14 protein-coding genes are annotated in these 22256 nt (G+C 42.2%); all 14 read right to left on the minus strand.

What is annotated here, in order from left to right; translation table 11 throughout:
• Window positions 1-2: 2 nt before the first annotated feature.
• Entirely contained in the window at window positions 3-3089 is a 3087-nt protein-coding gene (locus EHO59_RS12920) for an efflux RND transporter permease subunit (protein ID WP_135588703.1), read from the minus strand.
• Window positions 3089-4570 (minus strand): efflux RND transporter periplasmic adaptor subunit, encoded by a 1482-nt coding sequence (locus tag EHO59_RS12925; RefSeq protein WP_135588705.1) that lies wholly within the window; start codon window positions 4568-4570, stop codon window positions 3089-3091. Before EHO59_RS12925 ends, EHO59_RS12920 begins: the two co-directional genes overlap by 1 nt.
• Window positions 4571-4603: 33 nt before the next feature.
• On the minus strand, window positions 4604-5080 hold the full coding sequence (locus EHO59_RS12930; RefSeq protein WP_135588707.1) for a tetratricopeptide repeat protein: 477 nt from the start codon (window positions 5078-5080) through the stop codon (window positions 4604-4606).
• A 137-nt stretch (window positions 5081-5217) separates the two neighbouring features.
• Window positions 5218-5859 (minus strand): lipoprotein, encoded by a 642-nt coding sequence (locus tag EHO59_RS12935; RefSeq protein WP_135588709.1) that lies wholly within the window; start codon window positions 5857-5859, stop codon window positions 5218-5220.
• 43 nt (window positions 5860-5902) lie between these two features.
• Window positions 5903-7702, minus strand: coding sequence for an Ig-like domain-containing domain (locus tag EHO59_RS12940; RefSeq protein WP_135589139.1), 1800 nt, complete (start codon window positions 7700-7702; stop codon window positions 5903-5905).
• A 55-nt stretch (window positions 7703-7757) separates the two neighbouring features.
• Window positions 7758-9323, minus strand: a complete 1566-nt coding sequence (locus tag EHO59_RS12945; protein ID WP_210413076.1) for a TolC family protein — start codon at window positions 9321-9323, stop codon at window positions 7758-7760.
• A 509-nt stretch (window positions 9324-9832) separates the two neighbouring features.
• On the minus strand, window positions 9833-12922 hold the full coding sequence (locus EHO59_RS12950; RefSeq protein WP_135588713.1) for an Lcl domain-containing protein: 3090 nt from the start codon (window positions 12920-12922) through the stop codon (window positions 9833-9835).
• A gap of 358 nt (window positions 12923-13280) precedes the next feature.
• Entirely contained in the window at window positions 13281-14375 is a 1095-nt protein-coding gene (locus tag EHO59_RS12955; protein ID WP_135588715.1) for a WD40 repeat domain-containing protein, read from the minus strand.
• The gene (locus EHO59_RS12960) at window positions 14375-15625 is read right to left on the minus strand and encodes a nicotinamide-nucleotide amidohydrolase family protein (protein ID WP_135588718.1); all 1251 of its coding nucleotides are present in this window, start codon (window positions 15623-15625) and stop codon (window positions 14375-14377) included. Before EHO59_RS12960 ends, EHO59_RS12955 begins: the two co-directional genes overlap by 1 nt.
• The gene (gene argS / locus EHO59_RS12965; protein WP_135588720.1) at window positions 15622-17388 is read right to left on the minus strand and encodes an arginine--tRNA ligase; all 1767 of its coding nucleotides are present in this window, start codon (window positions 17386-17388) and stop codon (window positions 15622-15624) included. The genes EHO59_RS12960 and argS overlap by 4 nt, the downstream gene beginning before the upstream one ends.
• A gap of 266 nt (window positions 17389-17654) precedes the next feature.
• Window positions 17655-18428 (minus strand): DNA repair protein RecO, encoded by a 774-nt coding sequence (gene recO / locus EHO59_RS12975; RefSeq protein ID WP_135588724.1) that lies wholly within the window; start codon window positions 18426-18428, stop codon window positions 17655-17657.
• Window positions 18401-18775, minus strand: a complete 375-nt coding sequence (gene ybeY, locus EHO59_RS12980) for an rRNA maturation RNase YbeY (protein WP_246052939.1) — start codon at window positions 18773-18775, stop codon at window positions 18401-18403. The genes recO and ybeY overlap by 28 nt, the downstream gene beginning before the upstream one ends.
• A 107-nt stretch (window positions 18776-18882) precedes the next feature.
• Window positions 18883-21288: an HD family phosphohydrolase gene (locus tag EHO59_RS12985; RefSeq protein ID WP_135588728.1), complete on the minus strand. Its 2406-nt coding sequence runs from the start codon at window positions 21286-21288 to the stop codon at window positions 18883-18885.
• Window positions 21288-22256 carry a PhoH family protein gene (locus tag EHO59_RS12990; protein WP_135588730.1) on the minus strand — a complete coding sequence of 323 codons (969 nt, stop codon included), beginning with the start codon at window positions 22254-22256 and terminating at the stop codon, window positions 21288-21290. The genes EHO59_RS12985 and EHO59_RS12990 overlap by 1 nt, the downstream gene beginning before the upstream one ends.

The following is a 22256-nucleotide window of genomic DNA, read 5'->3' on the forward strand; positions in this document are numbered from 1 at the left end:
GCCTAACTCCGGCGGTTCCGTAATAGATAAAAGAATAAGACCGGAATCAAATACAAACTAAAGAAGAAGGAAGTGAACAACCCCACGATCACCACAATCGCCATAGGCGATTGAAATTCGGTCCCTTTTTGCAATTCAAGCATGATCGGGAACAAGCCAAGGATCGTAGTCGCATTGTTCATCAGGATAGGCCTTAGCACGATCTTGCCGCTGTCTGTGATTACCTTCTTAAGGGGAATATTCTCCTTACTCAGCAAATGAACATATTCGTAGTACAATGCCGCGTTATCCACGACCACTCCGAGTAACAATACAATCCCCATAAAAGAGCTTACGTTCAAGCTCTTCCCAAAAAGAAAAAGGGCAGGAAAGATCCCGATAAACATCACCGGGATTACACATATCATGATAAGCGAATATAATAAGGACTCGAACTGACTAGCTAAGAGCATATAGATCAGTAAGATCGCCAAAACAAATCCGAAAGTGAGATCTCCAAATGACTTATCTATATTCTCTTGCTCACCTGAAAATCTAATCCGATATCCTTCCGGTAATTGCAATTTAGCGATCGTATCTTTGACTGTACCATACGGATCATTGGATTCGCCGAAATCTACATCCGCAGTAACAAGATTCACCCTCGAATTCCCCGATCTAATAATGGACAAAGGAGAATCCAATCTGTCTACACGACCAATTTGCGACAACTGGATCAGATTTCCTTGGGGGGATTGAACACTCATCCCCATAATCTTTTCTAAGGAATTCACATCCTGTTTCTGAAAGAATAAGCGTACATCGCAATTCTTACTAGCAAGTTTTACCTTGGTGATAACGGACCCGTAATTTGCCATACGGAGATAATTAGAAAGATAATCATTAGAAAGATTGAATATACTCGATTTAACAGGATCAAAACTAAGGGAGAATTCAGCGGATTTATCCTCCATGCTAACTCTCGCGTCCCTGATCCCCGGAACCTTAGAAAGTCTTTCTTTCAAATTCCGCCCGATATCGCTTAATGTCGCAAGATCCTCGCCTTGGATTTCCAAACTTAAGCCATTCGAATCGGGAGAAACCACAGAAGATAGAACATCACCGCTATTCTCGAAATGGATCTCCACTTCGTCTGCGAATTTAAGATTCTTACGAATCTTGGAAATAAAGCCTGCAGAAGAAAGTCTAGCGTTATCCTTCAATACTACTCGGACGATAGCTCGGTTTGTACCCCAATTTCCCTTACGACGGCTTGCGATCTGATCTTCTTCAAATCCGACTCGGGATATAACGCTTCGGACATCCCCTTCTTTCAAAAGAGTAGCTTCGACAGACCGAACAACCTCCGAGGTAGTCTCCAAGGAGGAGCCATTCCTCGTTTTCACAATGATCGAGAACTCTCCCGTATCTACTCTTGGAATAAACTCCATCGGCAAAAGAAAAACAAAAAGACAAGAAAAAACAAACAATAGGCCTATGATCGAAAACAAAGGTTTAGGATTTTCTAAATAACGAGAAAGCCTTCCCTCATACTTCGTCAGGACCTCTCTATGAAATTCCTCAGAACGTTTAAATACTGATTCTCTTAGGAATTTAGGCTCCATCGGGATCGCATAAAGAACTGAGGTTAACATTGGGATGAGTGTAATGGATGCAAAAAGGCTCATAAAAAGAGCGATCGTAATAGCCAGCGCCATTTCACCGAAGACAATCCCAATAATACTTTTAAAGAAAATAATGGGTAAAAATACGATAACAGTGGTTAACGTCGCAGAAACAACTGAGCCTGTGACTTCCAATGTACCACGGACTGCAGCGTCCTTGACGGCGGCGCCCCTTGTCAAATTTCGTTCTATTGCTGAAAAAACGACGTTACTCGTATCGAATAACATCCCTATCCCTAAGGCCATTCCTCCCAAGGACATCATATTCAAAGAAATCCCGAAAATATAGAATAGCAATAGAGTTGAGAATAAGCTCGCCGGAATAACAGTCAAAAGGATGATCGGACTTTTAAGATTTCTTAATAGAAATACTAATACCAAGAAAGCCAAGATCATACCGGAGATTAAAGAACCGGTTACACCCGAGATTGATTCGCTGATAAATTTCGATTCGTCGTAAACAATCTCTGCAGAGATCTCTCTCGCGAATTTTTTATTTATGACCCCAAGTTCATTACGAACTCTTTCGGATATCTCAACTGAATTCTTTCCGGACTCCTTATAAAGATAAGCGATTACGCAATCTCTACCGTTATACCTTGCAATACCCGTTCTTTCCTTATATCCTTCCCGAATATTACTAAATGAGGATAGACGGATTGGAACCCCTTGCGTGTTATTCCCAACGATTGCTTCGCCCAGGCTTTCGATTGATTTAAATTCACCGACTGCACGAACAAGATAGTCCTTATCACCGACTGGCAATGTACCCGCAGGATAACTAACATTTGCAAGTGAAATAGACTTACGAATATCAAATAAAGAAATATTATAGGCGTTCATCTTCTCGGAATCGATCTCAATCGAGACTTCCTTCTTATAACCGCCAGAAAATTGAACTGCAGCCAGACCCTCGATCCGCTCAAAATAGACCTTTACGTTATCCGAAAGAAAATTCCTCAGATCCTTCTCTTTGATTCCCTCTTTCGGAAAGATCACAATTTCCTCAAAAGGAGCTTGGGAAGGATCGAACCGAGTTACCATCGGCTTACTCGCGTCTTGAGGAAGACCATCCCGAACTAAATCGATCTTTTCCCGTACATCTATAATAGCGTAATCAATAGAAGTATGATTGGAGAATTGCACAGTGACAACCGACATTCCTTCCATCGATTCAGAACTAACAGACTCTACTCCTCCGATCGTGCCTAAGGAATCCGAAATGGGTTTCGTGATCAGATTCTCTACTTCCTCAGCAGAAGAATTCGGGTAATACGTAACGATCGTGATTTTCGGAAATTCTAATTCTGGCATTAAGTTGATCTTCAACTTACCTAATGCCAATAAACCGAATAAGATGAACGCTGCCCATACCATCGAAACGGTAACAGGCTTACGAACGCAGAATTTTAGGATACTTTCCATCAACGGAGGATTGTGGGATTTACGGGCATTCCATCCCTTAGCTGGGAGAGTTTATCTAGCAGGATCAAATCATTATTCTGCAGTCCGCTTGTAATTTCCACTTCGTCTCCGTGCTTCTTGCCAGCTTGAACATTCACTGCAAAACAACGGCCATCTTTAACCAAAAAGACAGAAGTCTTACCGGATTCGTCCGACACAAGAGCGGTTAACGGAACTAAGATAGTAGCAGTCGGACTGCCTAAAACGATATTCGCTCTAATGAACATACCTGGCTTCAATTTCTTGCCTAAATTATCGACGATTGCTCTTACTTCTACCGTATGAGCCTTTTGGTCAACAAGGGGACTCACCATAACTACTTTCCCTGAAAATCTACTATCAGGAAATACATCTGCGGTAAATTCGACCCTCATCCCTTTTTTAAGGATAGTAGATTCAGTTTCTGTAATATTAAATACAGCATACACTTTATCTATATTTACGACTGTTAACGCAGGCTGACTTGAAGCTGAGCTGGAGAGTAGTTCTCCCTCATTCTTATATCTCTTCGCGATAACCCCCTTGATCGGAGAATATACAATTGCTTCTTTAAGCATTGTTTTAGTAGAATTAACCTGAGCTTCGTGAGAATGCATTACTCCTTCAGCAACTGCAAGCTCTGCCTTTTCAATCTCAGTATTGATTTCCTTTAAAAGACTAAGTCTCTCTTCACTCGATTTCGGTATCGAAAACCCGTTACGAACAATATCCTCATCCCTAAAGCCGATGCTATGGATTTCCAAATCACGCTTCGCGATACTAAAATTGGATTCTTTGGCAGTTAGATTCAGCTTCGCCGTTTCGAATTCTTCCTTGCTTAAGCCACCAACCTTATAAACCTCTTCGATGCCGAAAAAAGTGTTCTTAGTCTTCTCTAACTCTTCCTTAGCCTTTTCAAAGACGACCTTGCTTTTTTCCATCTCCTGTAATTTGGCAAACACACCCATTTTAGCCTTTTCATATTTTTCTCTAGCTAATCGGACCTGGGATCTGGAAGATTCAAGGGTCGCCTGTTGCTTCATTAACTCCAACTCCATTTGGAGAGTTTCGACTTGGAAAAGCTTTTGACCGTTTGAGACATCCTCGCCTTCTCTTACGAAGATCTTTTCTAATCTTCCGCCAATCTTAGAATAGAGATCGACTTTATCGGTGAAATCGACCAAGCCAGAAACGTCGATATTAGGAGAGATCAGTTTGGACTCGATCTGCTTCGCCGATACGGATATCGCTTTCAACTCGGAGATTTCTTCCTGACCAAGCTCCCTATCTTTTTTTCCAAATTGGAGAGGTTTAAAGAGAACGGATCCTGTTTTCGAAGCGAATGAGTTTGGATTGGTTTTGGAATATCTAGAATAGAAAATATAAAGAACCAAATAGATACTGATTACGAACAGTATCACTCTTCCGCGTTTACCGAATAGTAAAGACCATATTTTTGACATAGAGAATCCGTTTTGAATTATATTCGGTTATTATTATTCTTTGGCAGTAAGGTTTTCAAATTTCCTCTCATGAAAAGAGGCTTTTTGAGGAATATTTGCCTTTTTATATATCTCAGCTAATCTCTTATGCGAAAGAGCAAGAGGTAATGTTTGCATAATGACTTGGTTATAACTTTGAATTGCCTGATCGGTTTTTCCGGCTTCCTCTAATATCCTTCCATTAATAAACAAAAGTTCGATATTTGCTGGATCGTGTTTAGCGTAGGTTTGGATATTCTCCAAAAAAGCCTTGTCTCGAATTCCTGCAGCGAATTGAGTCTTAATGATCCACAAAAGAGCAGAAATATTATCCGGATCCTTATCCCAGGCTTCTTGAAATAGGCGGATTGCATCCGGGAATTTAAGATCGTAATAGTATGCTTTTCCCAAAATAAAGATTACATCTCTATAACCAGGTTTCTCATCATAGATCTCTTTAAGCAGCTTAGTTGCATCTGCTCGTTTATTCATCCAGAAAAAACGTTGAGCCTTATTGTATTTTTCTTCTAAAACTTTTTCGTCCGAGCCGCAATTAGAAAACGAAACAAGAAAAAGTAATATAGCTGCGCAGATTGAAATCTGCCTAACACCGGAGCGAAACGAGAACTTTATAGGATTTTCCACCAAGGCTTTTTTTCTTCCCTTTTATCAATTTTATCTATGATCTTAGAACAGATCGCCTTTAACATTTCAGGCTCCGTCAAGACTTTGCCTTCGATCGTATAATTAATGCTTGTTACGATCTTTCCCGACTTATCAAAAATCTCCAAAAAGACGATTCCACTCTCCGTTTTGTCCAAAAGCTTCCGATTATCACCCATCGCAATAGCTCCTTGGATCAAATAATCGAAATTCGCAACCCCTTGAAAAGATTTGATCTCCGATTCTTTCAAGATCCGAGAACCGAAATCACCACCTTTGAGAGCATTGGCATCACCTGCAAGCAGCGCCTTACTGGCATCGTTTGCGCTAGTCGATTCCTTTTTTGAATTCGAATCATCCCCAGATTTAACGTAATCGTCTATTAATAAGATCCCATACCCTGCGTCCAGTAATTCGAATTTTAGCATACTGGTCAGATTTTTGGTATTGAACGGATCGAAATGTGTATCCCGGTTCTCGATATAACCCAGCAGATAGACAGATTTAACCGATTCTCTCTTCGTCGCAACCCGGACCGTTCCAGTATTAAAATAATCACAACCTACGATGAGCAAAACGCACATAACTACGAATAACTTCAATTTCATTGATATATTCCTTATCGATATATAATAAAGAGAAACGATAACCCTACTGGCTTACGAACGAGAATGAGAATGGCGCCGTCATTGATCGTCCGAAAATATCAGTGGCAGAATTCGAGACCTGGATTGTATAAACAGGACCATTCGGATCTACTGCGATAGGCGTATAAGGGATGGTCGTCGTAAAATCAAATCCCGCACGGCTCATATTATAATCTCCGGAAGCGCCGAATGAACTGCTTCCACCACAGCTTGATTCAATTTCAGAAAACTCTAGATCCAAAACACGACATCCGAAAGGATACGCCGCTTGGCAATCCCTCCAAGTCCATGTAGATAATCTGATAACGGTTGAGGTTCCGGTAATTCTACTTACTGTAATAGCGTTGATAGTAGTACCAGGATCCATATAATTATTAAAGATAATCCTAAAATCGTCCGTCGTTTGATTTGCGCAGGAAGCCGAGTCGTTATTGCCGTTATCACCGCCTCGGAATTGATATGCACTCGGAGAAAGAACCTGCTGAGAATAATCCCACCAGCAGAATCCGAGTAGCCAATTCCCTCCGGTTGAACTACCCGATCCCGGAAAAGATTGAGAGCATCCAGGTTGACTCACCAATCCTACCGCCTGAACGGAAGGAGAAGGATTGATCGCTCCCGCGACAAATGAGGCACTCAATGCTTGAGCAAACGGCACCAGACTTGCACTCAACGCAGAAGTCCCAATAACAACAGTATACCTTGTTCCGAATCCGAGTGTTGCGTCGGAAGTGAAAGTCAAAGTTTGATTTCCATTGGACCAAGCGAAACTTCCAGAGATCGACGGAGAGAAAGAGATCGCGTTTTGAGCGCTCTGCGTATCCATCGGAAGACTAAAATTGAATACGACCGAATTCGATGTCGGGTTCCCTAAGCATGCATTCGTTATATTCCCAGTTAGAATATTTGAAGCACTTCCGATTCCCGCCTGACAACCGGCTAAAGAACCTGATAGCACAGTAACCGAAGAGGCAGTTGGAGAAGCATTTCCAGAACCAACTAAGAAACTAGACTGATAGGTTTGTTTCATCAAAATACCGCCCGAATCGGTAGCTGACCCGCCAACGGTTACCGTATAGCGTTGATTAAACGTGAGCGCATTATCAGGTGTGAACGTTAGTATCGCATTCGAAGTCCAAACATAGCTACCCGAAACATTTGGGCTAATCGATATCGCAGAAAGGGTCGTATTAGGATCCATCGGCCTAGAAAAATTAAGAACAATCTGATTCTGATTCGGATTTCCTTGGCAAGCATTCACGACCGATTGATTCAAGAAATCGGTAAGAGATGCGTTTCCAGTATTACATGCAGAGGTCGTTCCGGCATATACGTACATGTTCGCCACACTAGGATTCGTTCCCAAAGTCCCGCCGGAACCTCCAATAGTAACAGATGCACTAAATGGATTGGCTATATCCATTCCATTTGTGTCCTCACAAGCTTTAGTAAGTGTAAAAGTATATGTACCGTTGTTCAAGGCCGCAGAAGGAGAAAAGGTAAGGATAATTCCGTCTGTATTTCCAAAAAATCCTGAGGTAGCTGGAGACATGGTAAATGCTGTCTGACAGCTATTAACATTCATCGCTCTACTAAAGCCGATAGAAAACGTTTGATTCGTCGGAAGATTTTGAGTTCCTGTTACAGGATTACTGAAGAGGACTTTAGGTGGTTCAGCTTCTCCAATGAAAGGATCTAACTTTAAAAGACTCTTGGATAAATTCTGACACTGTCCGACCAACGCTGTAGCAAAGGTTAAAACCAAAAATAACGTAACTTTTCGTTGTTTCAGTGAACTAAACATATTTCTTCCATACCGATCCAATAATACTTCAATTAGGAATTTCCAAGAATATCCCTTATTCTCCCGGAGCATCCACTCCGATCGCCTTTCTGGGATCCCGATCGAAAAGTAAAGCCGCGATCACTGAATTCCCTTTGCCTTTTTCATACTGAATAAGTTTCTTAACGCTTAGATCAATATTCGCTGCGAAAGACATTTCATATAAACTGATCATATAGTTTGCTAAAGAATCAGTTAGTTCCTGCTGGGATTTTAAGAATTCCAATTCGGAGCTTAAGACATCTTCCTTTCTAAATTGTCCTGCCCCTAATTTAACGTTACCCACCCTTAAGGTTTCCCAGTTTAGGATAACGCCTGAGTTAGAAATCTTCATCATTTCCCAGGATTCGTTGACTCGATCTACGCTCTTCTGAACTTCTATTCCGATCTGATTTTCAAGATTCTTATAGTTCATCAGTGCTTCTGATAATTGAACCTCTCCTTCCATAATTTTTCTGGAATAAGAGAGATTATCGAAGAATTGGATCCTACTAGATTCATAACCGTTAATACCTGGACCGACAGTTTGGTTACCAAAACCAGGATAGGTTTGGATACCTGTTCCATCTTTCTGAACCCCTAAATTTCCGTTGGATTGAACGACAGTGCTGCCAAGCGGGAGAACAAAATTAAAATTGAGTCCGTATATATCGTGCTTTAAGGGGAAATCATTCCCGTTCTTACCTGCATAACCACCCAAATAAACCTTAGGCACCCAGTAGTTATCAGCGATCTTCTTTTCATTTTTTAATCTCTTAATGACTAGTTGGGACTTTTTAAGATCCTCTCGGGTATTCATCGCGCGTATTACCGCCTCTTCCGAATCGATCTGAGGAATGCTCAATACAAAATCAGTGAAAAGATTCTCTTCTAGATCTAGCTCCACATGGAAATCAAGAGACAATACTTGCTTTAGCTCTAATGCAGTCTGATTATATTCGTTCTTATATTTCAGAAGAGTCAATTGAGACTGCTTAACTTTATTTGTTACTTCGGAATACTGGATACGCGAGATCAAACCCTGGCCAAATTCTGCCTTGGCTTTCCTAAGCGATTCATTCATTTTCTCTACGACTTTCTGTCCTAAAAGAATCTTCCCCTTTGCAGAGAGCGTCTTTAAATACGCCTTTTGGATATCAAGCTTGAGCTTTACAGCACCTACTTTAAAATCTTGCTCGTTCAAAGCTTCGCCCAATCGAGCAATTTCTACCTGAAGACTTGCTTCCCCGCCGTCAAAGACTAGCTGCTGGACTGTTAAACGCACATCGTTATATAAATTATCTATCGAGCCGACATTTGTATTTCGAAGTCCCATGTATTGAACTCCTACTTTAGGAAGGAACTCCCTCCATTTTTCGGTAATTACTAATTTCGTAATTTCCTTCTTCGATTCAATAGTTCGCAATAATACGTTATTCGTTGTTCCAATCAAGATCGCTCGATCTAAATTTAAAGGGATCTTTGTCTTAGTTCCCTGAGCCTTAGCGACAGACTGGCTATTTATGGAAGGTGAATGAAATGAGAAGAAACAAATGACTGCAAAATACAAATAGCGGGAAGGCACACGTGTATTAGGAATCATTCTTATTGCGCTTCTGATTCGCTTAAGGGCCGACATCACTTTAAAGGAATTCCCTCCTTCCATTTTCCTTGCATAATATTTCCTTTTCGTTTATCCCAAGAGCGATACGATTAAGTCATCACCAGCGCTAAATATTTGAGATCATCCTACTTTTTTCACAAAAGAAGCGAGGTCTCATTCGTTTGCACCATCACTCTCTACATCTTACTCTCTTTGCATTGATTACATTTCGCCAAATTGCACAATTGATTCTAAAATGCAAGATTCGGCAAATTTGCTCAGTAAGAAGATGTATTTCACTTATATAATGGAATAATTTTGCCCCTCTTGTCGAAGACTTTCAAAATCACTGCCTAAATGCGCAAATCAAATTCCCTTTTTGGCAACATATTTTAATCATTGGCTGCGAGAGAAGCAAAGTAAGTAAAGCATGACGCATCATAACAAGACATATCTAGTATTCATTAAGGAACAATAAAACGTAAGAAAAGACTCCTTATCTTTAAGATCTAATTAGTCACACACCTAACATAGTAGCTAGTTCCTTTCGAAGTAAATGGATTCAATTGTCCATTAGCAAAGTAAACATACCAAGCATTCGAAGGAGACTGTGCATAAGAAGTTGATGTCCAATAATAAGAAGAAACCGTTCCCGGAAAAGAAGCCGTTGCGATCGCCGGATTATTCTTTGAATAATCTATAATAGATCTCAATTCGTTTACGTTCGGCAATCTCCATGTTTTACCTGCTGTACTGAGAGAGTTGCATCGAGATAACGCATTTGGCCAAGTGTATGTAGTTGCGGTGCCAGTCGAACAAGATGAGCCGGAAAGTCCTGCCGTACACAATTCCCAGATCAGACCAGTGCCGTTATCGGTCACTATCCCATTTGAGGAATTCACAGTATAACTACTAGATGTAGCGGTCGAATTCGCTGCAGATACGCAAAAAACTTGATTCGAATTCGGTTTAGTAACTAGCGTTAGTGATCCATCACTCAAACTTGTTACCCAAGAGTAGAATGGATTTCCAAAATTACTGGTACCTGTCCAGTAATTCACCCAATAGCTTGAACTTTGCCCGCTCGTTGGATTTTTGAACGCAGAAGTATCCAAAGCGGGACTCGAGCCGGACCCATACTTCGTAATCGTTGCCATTTCATTTAGGCTAGGAAGTCTCCAAGTATTAATCCCACCGTAAGAAGCAGAATTCAAGGAGGCACAGGCGTTCAAACTCGATGGCACAGATGGACTGCTACTATTATCTACATAATAATCCCAAGGCCCAACGGGAGACGCTTGTTTGGTGCAAACCCCACTTTGGACCTCCCAGTCCATAGCACAAGTTTTCCAAACTAGGCCGGTAACTAGGTCTTTTGTAATGGAATCACTCGAAGTAGTAACAACTTGGTAACTTCTTGCGGTTCCGTATTGCAAACTACCATCTTGGCCTTGGCCGGAGCCAGTCCCGCACATGATTGGATTGCCATTTACATCCCAACAAGCCGCTTGGCCTGATTGCAAAATCTGAAATTTCTTTTGAGCAGACGCTGTAGTAAATCCAATTTGAACGGCAGAGGAAATCGAATTTCCTGCCACATCAGTTAAAGCAAAGGTCGGAATTGAAACTTGGACTTTCGTATTCTCCGGAAAAGCAAGCCAAGACATATCAATCTGCAAACTAGTTCCACCAGTAAGCCATGTGAAATTTGCCGTTACATCAGCGCAATTTAAGGAAGATCCATCATAAATATCGGCTTCAAAATAAACCGAGTTCACAGGAACAGATGAAGAACAAGAACTAGCATATGAACTCGGGATAAGACTAGTATCCATCGCTTCGCTGAAGACGATGGTAACTCGTGCCGTTCCAGGGTTTACATTGAGCGAGTTATTTGCCGGAGTTGAAGATTGAACTGTAGGAGCAATGCCATCTTTTATAACGGTGATGCTAGTATTGCCGTATTGAGGATCTAAGCTAGCATTAGCTACACAAATCCGAACCGTATTAGAGTTATTCGCAAAATTAGAATTGTTAAGCGTAGAGGTAATTGGCGTCCCTGCAGTTGCAGTACCTCCAACATTTGTTCCACTGGCTTGAGTTCCGGAAGTACAGTTGGTTCCTCCGATAAGAACTTGATAGGTTCCTGACATACTAGTTTGCCAAGTAATAGATACAGTCGAAGTAACCAACGCGTTAATCGATTGAGACACAGGAGTAACAGAATTTACTGTAATAGTCGGCACGGAAGAGTTAATATCGTACGTCGCACTATTCACTGAGGAGAGATTTCCGGCCCCATCCCGACCAACGTATTTTATGACAGTCGTTCCTCCAGTAATAGCGACAGGCACCGAAGAATACGCTGTTCCATTTGTCACTGTTCCCGTTATCGGATCAATGACTGGAGAACTTCCATCAACAGTATACGCGATCAAACAACTACTTGTATCGATGCAACTCAAAGCAATATTTTGCGGAGAAGTACCGTATATACCTGCCCCTGGACTGACATTCAATGATGGTGCTGTATCATCCCTACTTAAGTTGAAGGAGATCCAACCGGTAAATCCGGCAGCTACGCAGATATAAATAGAATTTAATCCGACGGACAATTGACTGGCGTTAATCGAAGTTGCAATTGTTGTATTTGCGGTCGCGGAACCACTGTCAATGATCGTTCCGTCTGAACATCCGCTAGCGTTTTGTCGCACAGTATACGTGCCACCTTGATTTGTTTGCCAAGAGAGACTAGCTGTATTAATGGTTCCTGAATTTACACTTACAGATGTAGAAGATAAAGCGCTTACAAAAGTAATATTAGGGACATTATGATTCACCTGATATACCGCAGTATGAGCTGATTCGATATTTCCTGCGAGGTCCCTGCAAAAATATTTTACTGTATAAGAGCCGTCACCAGCTGCTCCAATCGTGAAAGAAGTTCCTTGTGGATTATATACTTTACCCGACAGAGGGCTAAAACTTGGCGTAGCCCCATCTAGAGTATATATAATATCGCCTGGAGCAACATTATCTGAACAAATTACAGTTACTGTCTTTTCGCCACCAAAGATCCCTGGACTCGGAGAAATAACACTACTAGGAGAAGTCACATCCGCTGCAATCGAAGATAAAATCGAATTATCGGGAACTCCATCGCTATTCGTATCATAGCCTTGTCCCGGAAAGATAAGAACCGAATTTCCTGAACAATTCAAACCGGTTCTTAAAGTTGTAGTATTCTGTCTAAAACAGAAAAAGTAATCTGCAGCCCCATCCCCATTTACATCAACTGCGGAAGGATTTCCACTAGTATCATAGATGACGAGCATGACAGGAAATGAGGAACCTTGGAGTGCGATTCCTACCGCGGTTCCTTGGCTACTAGGATCCACTACCGTCCCTAAGGCAACCGGCGAAGAGGACCCATTTAAATTTACAGATCTTCCGACAGAGAGTGTATTAGAATGAAAAGTGGAAGCAAAAAGCTCACTAAGCGCAGAGAAGATCGCGCTATTGGTAGCGTCTGTATTCGTCTTACAACCAAGAAAAAGGAAGTAAAGAAGGCAGAAGATCGCTACGCGCAGAAAAATCATAACAAATTGTAAAACTGTCCCTAAAGAAAGAGATCTCGAATCCAACTTTGCAGTTAAAGATTCATGCAGCAGTCCCGGACAATGCCTATATTATTAATAGATATAGACACTCGCTCGGATCTTCGGCCATATTTCTTTTGCGGCAACAAAATTCGAGCAAATTTGACAATTTAAGACATTTTACGTTTTTTTTAAACTGTTTGAAACCCAAAATAGAAAAGTTATTCCATCTTCGGACATTCTCATCCCATAAAGGATGATCCGTAACAACGACTAACCTCTCTTTCACTTTCCTCCGAGAAATCGAGAATAGAAATGTATCCCATTCTGGATAATTTTAGGAATGATTCGATGAGTCTTACTTTCCTCTCTCCAACTCCCGATACAAAACAATATCCTTTCCACCTTCAAAGAAAGCCTCTCCCATTCTTCCATTCGAGAAGAATCGAAACGGTTTCTCTGAAGTTCTCACCTTCTCTTCTCTCAAGACATTTCCCTTAGAGTCCAAAAAGAAAAGATTTCCTTCCCAATCTCCAGCGAACCAAGTCCCTGAATGAAAAACTGTCTGATAAACTGCTTGGGATTTGCTCCGATTCTTTTCGAAAAGCACCTTTCCGGTTTTGGAATATAAAACTAACTTATCATGAAATCCAGCGAGAACTTCTCCCTCGTTGGAGATTGCCATATAGGTCTTGTGAGGAAGCACTCTTCCTAAATTCCATTCTTCTAATTCGGCGCCCTTGCTATCATAGACTCGAATGAAATCACGGTTTCCTTTTAAGAAATGAACTCCGATCTTTGTTCCGTCAGGAGAAACCGTTAGGCTTTTTGCAAATACAGGCTCCTTCTCTCCCATTTTGGTTTCGAAAAGTTTTTCTCCCTTTCCGTTCAGAAGGAATAACTCTCCTCCGGAGAATAATACCGCTGTTTCTCCATTTGAAATTCCGTTGGGAGAAAATGCGATATCGGTCAGAAATCTTCCATCCAACTTCTTCGCACCTACAGAGTTACCGTTGATATCCGAGACTAAGACTTGGTTATTGTCTCCAGCAAGAAAGAGCACGATATTCCCATCTTGATGGATCTTTGGATAACTCTTGTATTCCTTTGTCCAAAGCAGTTCCCCCACTTCCGAAAAGAATTCTACAGAGTTCCCTATTTTCTTATACAGAAGATATCCTTTAGAAGTAAGAGGAAATTCGATGCGATTCGCATCATCTGAAACAATAGATTCACCACCTGGGATCCTGATATAATCAGTCTTTGTTTTGTATCCGTTTAATTTTTTCTCCGGATCAAAATCACTTCGAGGGTCTGGAAAATTTCCTATCTTAGATTCCTTATTCCAAGACCAAGTCTTTTGTACCGTTCTTGCAGGGTCGTAAGGGTTTCCTAAAAAATAATAGAATAAAAAGAAGAAGACGATACTTAATCCCAAGATCCGAGCAATCATTATAATTTCCTTAAGCGATTGTATAATGCAAAGAGAGAAGTCGCAGCGACTACGTCCCGAAATAATTCCCTTTTAAAAGGAAAGAAGTATTCCTTCACCTCGGTACCTTTTCCCTTGATATGAGTTCCAATGAATACTGTTCCCACTTTTTTAGTAGGAGTCCCACCGCCAGGACCTGCAATCCCAGTAATGCTGATAGAAAGATCCGTGCTTAATATTGTCACAGCGTTGTCTGCCATCTCCCTAGCAGTTTCTTCGCTCACGGCTCCATGGGCCTCTAAAGTTTCCTTCTTAACATGAAGAATCGCTTCTTTAATCGAGTTTGCATAGCTAACAATAGAGCCTAAAAAATACTCGGAAGATCCGGCTCTATCTGTGAATAATTTTGCTGCGAGTCCACCTGTGCAGCTCTCCGCGGTTCCCACAGTCAGTTTCTTTTGAATCAAAAGTTCCGGAAGTTCCTCGAACAAATCTCCAGTACAAAGATCTCCGTATTTTTCCTTACTGAGTTGAATGAGCTTAGCTACTGTCTCCTGATTTTCGGATTGGTAAGTAACCCGAATATATCCTCGTTTCGCAGCAACTCCCCAGACGGCCTTTCCTTCTTTGAAGAAGTCTAACTTTTCTATAAACTCTTGCTGAAAGAGTGATTCACTTAAGCCCCAGATAAACAGAAAATCCGAATATAGTTTTGCCGATTGAAAATGAGTTCTGATCAAAGGCACGAGTTCCTCTTGGAACATGGCTGTCATTTCCTTTGGAACTCCTGGCATGCATGCAAGATAGGCTCCTGGACGAAGTTCCGACCAAAACCCGGGTGCAATTCCTACCGAGTTATTCAAGACAGTCGACTTTGAAGGGATAGAAACCTGGCGAAGCGCAGTCGTCAGTGCCTCTTGGAAATTTCTTCCCCGGAGGCGATACAATGCTTGCAGCCTATCATGTGCCTTTTCGTTCAAAACAGGTGTAGAACCCGTCAATTCACAGACCACTTGGAGAGTGTAATCATCTTCCGTGGGGCCTAAACCGCCGGTCATGAGGATAAGGACCGGTCTCTCCGTCGAAGTTACTACAGAAATCTCAGACAACTCCTTGGCGATCAGCTCCGGATTATCCGGAAGGACCACGAACTTCTCCACCGAATATCCCAAACCGAAGAGTTCATTTGCAAGCCACGAAGAATTCGTATCCTGGCTTCTGCCTGCGGTAAGTTCGGATCCGGTGGAAACGATGATAAAGCGTGGATTCAAAGATCTTTCTCCAATCTTTCGGGCGCAGAAACCCCGAGTAACCCCAAACCTTGTGCCAGAACAATCTGAGTGGACTGGCAGATCCGAGCAAGACCGAGTCTTGTTCTTTCATCCGAATCCTTCAATCTGTTGTTCTTCGCGATATAAAATTGTGTGAAGGCTCTTGCGAGGTTTTGTAGATAATTTGCAATCCGATGCGGTTCTAGAGTAAGGGCAGCATCCAAGACCTCTTCCGGAAAACGGGAGATCCAGAATAGAAGTCTCTTTCTTTCATCCGTCATCTCCAACTCTTCGAGAGCTTGGCGATCAGAATCAGTTCCTACTTCTCTAAAGATGGAAGATACCCTTGCGTGAGCATATTGTAAGTAAAAGACAGGATTCTTATCCGACTCATCCTTTGCGAGATCCAGATCGAAGTCCAGAGGAGAATCCAAAGAACGCATTACAAAAAAGTAACGTGCCACATCTTTCGCGTGTTTTCCTAAGTAACCAAGAAGATCTTCCATGGTTTGGAACTCGCCTGCTCGCTTGCTCATCTTCACCTTTTGGCCGCCCATAAGAAGGTTCACTTGCTGAGCGATCACAACCTGGAAATTCTCTTTAGGATACCCTAGAGCCTGCACGGCACCCGCAAGTCTTGCAATATATCCATGATGATCCGGTCCCCAGATATCGATGATCTTTTGGTAACCTCTTTGGATCTTATCGCTATGATAGGCTATGTCTGCGAGAAGATATGTAGGACGTCCGTCATCTCTTACGACTACTCTATCCTTATCGTCTCCGTAATCGGTAGAGCGAAATACCTGCTTGCCTTCTTCTTCAAAGACCTTACCGGATTTCTTTAGATTTTCTAGAACTCCCAATACCTTTCCGGCAGAATGAAGAGAAGCTTCGGAGAAGAAGCGATCGAATTCCACACCGAAAAGATCCAGATCCTTTCTCTGCCAGATAAGATTGGACTCGACAGTCCAACGAGAGCATTTCTCTGCGAGTAGTAAATATTCCTTCTTTTCTAAGTGAGCCTTGATCTCTGAAGAAGTATTCGAATTTTCTAATAGATCCTTTGCGATCACTTTCAAATAGTCGCCACGGTATCCTTCTGCAGGGATCGCATTATGAGCCAAGAGATCCTCTATGCTTCTTCCATCCTCTGCATTTTCTTGCACAGAAGAAGATTCGCCTAGAATTTCTCGGATCCGGACCAAGGTGGAAACCCCAAGCAAGAATACCTGGTTTCCATAATCGTTTACGTAAAATTCCTTATCTAACTGATTCCCTACTGCACGAAGCAAGTTTGCAAACGCATCACCTGTTGCAGCTGCCCTTGCCGAAACTATATTCAAGGGCCCGGTAGGATTCGCACTTACGAATTCCAGATTTACCTTTTTAGGATTTTCTAATTTAGGAAAAGTATCTTTCTTCTGGACTGTGGATTCTAAATAGCTGATTAAAAATGAGGGAGCGATCCGAAAGTTCACGAAGCCAGGAGGAGTGAAATCTACCTTCTCAAAAAAATCAGTTCTGGTTTGGAGAAATCCTACAAGAAGAGCCGCAGAATCCAAAGGCTTCTTTCCAAGTTGCTTTGCATTCTCCAAGGCAAAGGAAGTCGAATAGTCTCCGAAAGATTCCTCTCTGGAATATTCTATCCGCACTTTAAGTTCTGACGGATTTAAATGAGGAGCTTCTTTTTCGCAGTAAGCCTTGACTCCTTCTTTCAGAGCTTCTAAGACTAAATTTTTGAGAGTATCCGTTTCTTTCATTCGATGATGAGTGATCCTATTTTTTAGAGGAGTTGGATTCCCAATCCGGGAAAAGTCGCTTGTCGCGGATTTGATTCCAGCTTCTGTCCAAGGCTCCAAGGACCAGATTTTTCTCCCTCAGGATACATTCAAGAGATTGGCAATGCCTTCCCTCTTCTCCAAAACTGGGACGTGGGACTGCGTCCTTCTTGCCCCATCTTTGATCGAGTACGATAAGAAAGACGAGCCCGAAAATATAGATCAATAAGAAGCAGGTCTTGAAGAATTTATCCAAGGCTTTCCCCCAAGGATTCGTATAACATAGGTTCCGATTTCAAACGTTTTCCCATTAAGGGTTTTAAGGCCCGGTTGCTGAGACTATCCGCCTCCTTCAGGAGTTCAAGGGAAATCTTTTTGTCTTTCAGGTCCCTGTATCTCAATGCCAGACAATCTTGGATGAATAGGACGAGCCCATGCTTGTCCGGTCTGGGAGTTCCGCAGTCCCCGCAGACGATTTCAAAATGAGTTTCTTCCAGGCTACAGGATTGCATTTCGGAGAGGGTTTTACCGCAACTCGCACATTCCAATTCCTTGGAGAGAAATCCTCCTACATACAACAGTTTCAATTTAAAGAAGGGCAAGAATACGGGACGATAGCCGTCCTCGTCCAATTCCTTGAGAGCGCCCAGAAGAAGTTTATATTCCTGAGGATGGGAACCTCCTTCCGTCAAAAAGGAAGAGACAAGTTCCACAAGATACGAAACCAAAACCGTCCCCGAATATCCGGACTTAGCCTTATCGAATCTCTGGATAAGACCGATCTCCTTTACGTTAAAAGTCTCTCTTCCTTGAGTATAATAATAATCTAATATAGTTAAAGAGCCTGGCTCCACAGCCGCGATCGGTCTCGTCTTACTTTTCTTGATGCCTTTGATCCTAAAGCTGCCGACTTCTCCTTCTTCGGGAAGAAGTCTTAAGAAAGCGTCTCCCTCCGGAAGAATACGACTCTCCATAACGATTCCCTTGGTTTTCTTTAAGGCCCCAGAACCAGATCCAGACATAGATCCTCTTTCTCCTTCATCAGAGCCTCGTCTTCTTCTCCCCTTTCATGATCGTATCCGATCAAATGCAAAAATCCATGCACGAACAAACGAAAGAATTCATCCTCTTCGCTATGACCTATGGACTTCGCTTGTGCCTTACAAGTATCCCAAGAGATCACGATCTCCCCTAGACTTAAGAGAGGGCTATTCTGAATTTTCTTTTTGGGGGGAAGGTCCCAAGGTTCCAGATCGAAACTCAAAGGAAAAGAAAGTACATCAGTCGAATAGTCTTTATTTCTTCGCACCCGATTGATCTCCTTGATAGAAGAATCGTCCACAAGTAGAAGGGAAATATGAGTTTGAATATTAGGAAAAGCAAATTGAGTTAATACATTCCAGCGGGGAAGAAGCTCCGCTTCGGACAACCAAGAAGGCAATTCTTCTTCGATGTCCGAGGAAAATTCGAACAAGTTTAAGAACCTTTCACGGCATGTCTGCCGAGTATATTCTTATTCTTTTCTTCCAATGCTTTCGTTTCTTCAGGCTTAGGATATTTCGGTCTCGAGTGCAGACTAGAAAGAAGCACTTCTTTGAAAGAAGATTTTACAACTTCCAGATCTCCCAAGGTTAGTCCGCATTCATCCAGCTGATTCTCAGCAAGCTTACTATTTACGATTTTCGTAATAAGTGCATCCAAGGACTCCGGAGTCACTTCTTCCAAGGAGCGGCTAGCGGCCTCTAAGCTATCCGCGATCATCACAATCGCGGTTTCTTTTCTCTGAGGCTTCGGACCGGGATACTGAAAATCCTGCTTTCTCAGTTTCTTCTTCTGAGCGGGAGAAAGTTCAGCCAATGCCTTATGATAAAAGAAAGCCATGGTAGAAGTGCCATGATGTTCCGGAATAAAATCGATTACTTCTCTAGGAAGTCTAGCCTTCTTCGCCATCTCTATTCCATCCAAGACATGATCGATAACGATCTTCGCAGCTTTGGCAGGATTATTCTTATCGATATTTTCCTTCTTAGGAATCAAGTGTTGATTCTCTACGAAGAAGCCTGCGTTCGGGATCTTTCCGATATCGTGAAAATACACTCCGACTCGGGTCAATAGCCAGTCAAGTTCCAGATTCTGAGCGGCCCTCTCCGACATCGCCGCCACCAAGAACGTATGAGTATACGTAGAAGGAGCCTTGGTCAGAAGGTCCTGCAAGAGAGGATGGCCTGTGTCTGCAAGTTCCATGAGCTTAAACCGGGTTGGAATATTGAAGACATACTCATAGATCGGCAAAAGTAGCTGAGTCAAGGTAGAGCAGACAAATCCATTCACTAAACATAATAAATACAATTTGAATATATTCGATTCCCAGAGATCCCTCAAATGAGAACCGGAAGGCGCGGCCACCCAATAGTTGCGAGAATCAAATAAATATCCCGAAGAGGAAATAAGTATCTGAACAAGCGCCATATAGAAGCCCGCCTTGATAAAATCGATCCTCTTTCTCATCTTTCTTCCGTAAGTAGCGGCTACGACCGTCATCACGAACGCAAGAATAAAGGAAGTCGGATTGTATCTGGACGCCGCAAACACAAAGAAGGAAAGAAAGAATCCGATCGCAATAGACAATTGCTCGTCATAGATCATCGAAAGAATTAAACAAACCATTCCGGTCGGAATGACCAAAGCGAAATAAAAGACCGAATCGTAGCTATTCTCAAAACTGAAGAATGCCTTAGATGCCAAATAGGTCCAGAGCACGAGAGACCAGATAAGCGTAAAAACAATCACGTTACTCGAAACATCATTCAATCTTTTCGGATTGTACTTTTTCAAAAACGCGTAAACGATAATTACAAAAATTGACTGAATCAAAAGAACAGAAATGATAGAAGTGATATTCGCACGAGTCGCGTATTTGTTCACGATCTGCAATTTCTGATACACTTCAGGAGTGATGATCTCTCCCGCCTTTACAATCACTTCTCCAGCATTGATCCTGCTATTCACAGGCTCGGTCCTGTCCATCACTGCTTGCTTTTGGTTCTTGGTCTCTTCGGCATTATAAGTGCAGCCAGGATTGGAATACACGTATGTGAGAGATAATTTCTGAATGACTGCAAGCAATTGAGGATCAGTGGATTGCAATTTCTCCGCAGCCAACTTATTCAATGACTCTATAGTATAATTATCCCGGTATAAATACATGCGAGGAATGACCTGTATTCCTTCTAAAGAAGAGATCTGTTCCTTATTCCCGCTCGCTCCCGAATTCCGAACCTTCGCCTCCGCGGCACGGATAGAGTTATAATCCGCAGGCGCGTCCCGTAAGATGCAAAAATTAGAAAAAATTAAATTACTATATTGTTGAACAAGATCCTTGACTCTGGACTTTCCGGGAGTCTTAAGCAGAAGATCCAAATCTTCCTTGGATCTATTCTTCCATCTAGGGATAACGGCCAATAGCTCTGCAGAGGTCTTTTCTCCGGAAGCCTTCGGCTCTCTATACTTTTCCATATCTTCTTGGATAGCGGGTCGAATGGTTTCGGTTAGGATTCTGAAATCGCGATCAAAAAAATTGGGTGAGGATTGATAGGCCTTTAGCTTCTTTGCCTTGGTCTTCTCCTCATCTTCATAGACAATGTCTTTCGTAGAGACAACCTTATCGAGTGCTGTCTTTCCCTCAGAATAAGGCCCGTCAGGAGAGAGATCTATTTTGTCCTGACCGAAGAATGGGATCGCAAGCATCCAGGTCACAAAGATCAAAGTGATCGCAGTCAATATGACCTGGAATTTTCGAACGAAAGAGATGGGACGGATCTTGGTAAGAGTATCCGTGATCCAAGCCATTCCTCTTTCTAAAAACGATCCCAGGGGAAACATTACAATTCCTCGAACTTCCTCACGATAGTTTCCACTAAAGGATGTCTCGTGATATCTTCTTTTCCGAAAAATACCTGGCCAATGCTTTCGGTACTTCTGAATAAGCTTACCACACGATCGAAACCGGATCTACCGTGTTCTAGGTCGATTTGAGTAACGTCCCCAGAAATACACATCCTGGAATTTCTCCCCAGCCTGGTCATGATCATCTTTAACTGAGAAAGAGTACAGTTCTGGGCCTCATCCAAGATGATAAAACTCTTGGAAAGTGTCCTTCCCCTCATGAAAGCGACAGGAGCGATCTCAATTTTGGTAAGTGCAATATATTCCTGGGTCTTTTCAAAGCCGATGCATTCGTTCAAAGCATCGTATACAGGGCGAAGATAAGGATCCACTTTCTGATTCAGATCTCCCGGCAAGAAGCCAAGATTCTCTCCAGCTTCTACCGCTGGTCTTGTCAGAACGATCTTATCCACAATCCCATTTTGCAAGAATCTACAGGCCATTGCCACAGATAGGAATGTCTTTCCTGTTCCCGCAGGACCGATCCCGAAGGTAATTAGGTTATTTAAGAAAGATTGAATGTACTTATCCTGGTTCTTTGTCCTAGGATAGAGATGTTTGCCTTTGTACGTAGTAAGGATCTTTTCCGTAGGCTTGAAGGGCTCGTCTTCGGAACGGCGCTCTTCCTTCTTTCTTTCTCTTGTGGCTTGCTTGAGAAGATAACTGAAATCGAATTGATCCGTAAAATCACGGTCGGGTCTTTCCCTATAATTCGTTTCCAGAAGGCGGAAAAAATCCAATGCGAAATCGACCTTTGTAGGAATTCCTTCCACCTGGAATCCGTTCCCGCGAGGGATTAGGTCGATCTCCAATTGTTTTTCCAGGTTTCTTACCCCTGTATCGTTGATCCCACAGATCTTACGATACAGGTCCTGGCTTTCGAAAGTAAATTGTTCTTTCCTGAT

It is taken from the genome of Leptospira semungkisensis, assembly GCF_004770055.1.
GTDB classification, from domain to species: domain Bacteria; phylum Spirochaetota; class Leptospiria; order Leptospirales; family Leptospiraceae; genus Leptospira_B; species Leptospira_B semungkisensis.

Coding starts and splice junctions, on each gene's coding strand:
- EHO59_RS12950 (WP_135588713.1), bottom strand. CDS start 12,922: ATGATTTTTCTGCGCGTAGCGATCTTCTGCCTTCTTTACTTCCTTTTT.
- EHO59_RS12920 (WP_135588703.1), bottom strand. CDS start 3,089: ATGGAAAGTATCCTAAAATTCTGCGTTCGTAAGCCTGTTACCGTTTCG.
- EHO59_RS12945 (WP_210413076.1), bottom strand. CDS start 9,323: ATGATTCCTAATACACGTGTGCCTTCCCGCTATTTGTATTTTGCAGTC.
- EHO59_RS12955 (WP_135588715.1), bottom strand. CDS start 14,375: ATGATTGCTCGGATCTTGGGATTAAGTATCGTCTTCTTCTTTTTATTC.
- EHO59_RS12925 (WP_135588705.1), bottom strand. CDS start 4,570: ATGTCAAAAATATGGTCTTTACTATTCGGTAAACGCGGAAGAGTGATA.
- EHO59_RS12935 (WP_135588709.1), bottom strand. CDS start 5,859: ATGAAATTGAAGTTATTCGTAGTTATGTGCGTTTTGCTCATCGTAGGT.
- EHO59_RS12930 (WP_135588707.1), bottom strand. CDS start 5,080: ATGAATAAACGAGCAGATGCAACTAAGCTGCTTAAAGAGATCTATGAT.
- EHO59_RS12985 (WP_135588728.1), bottom strand. CDS start 21,288: ATGTTTCCCCTGGGATCGTTTTTAGAAAGAGGAATGGCTTGGATCACG.
- recO (WP_135588724.1), bottom strand. CDS start 18,428: ATGTCTGGATCTGGTTCTGGGGCCTTAAAGAAAACCAAGGGAATCGTT.
- EHO59_RS12940 (WP_135589139.1), bottom strand. CDS start 7,702: ATGTTTAGTTCACTGAAACAACGAAAAGTTACGTTATTTTTGGTTTTA.
- argS (WP_135588720.1), bottom strand. CDS start 17,388: ATGAAAGAAACGGATACTCTCAAAAATTTAGTCTTAGAAGCTCTGAAA.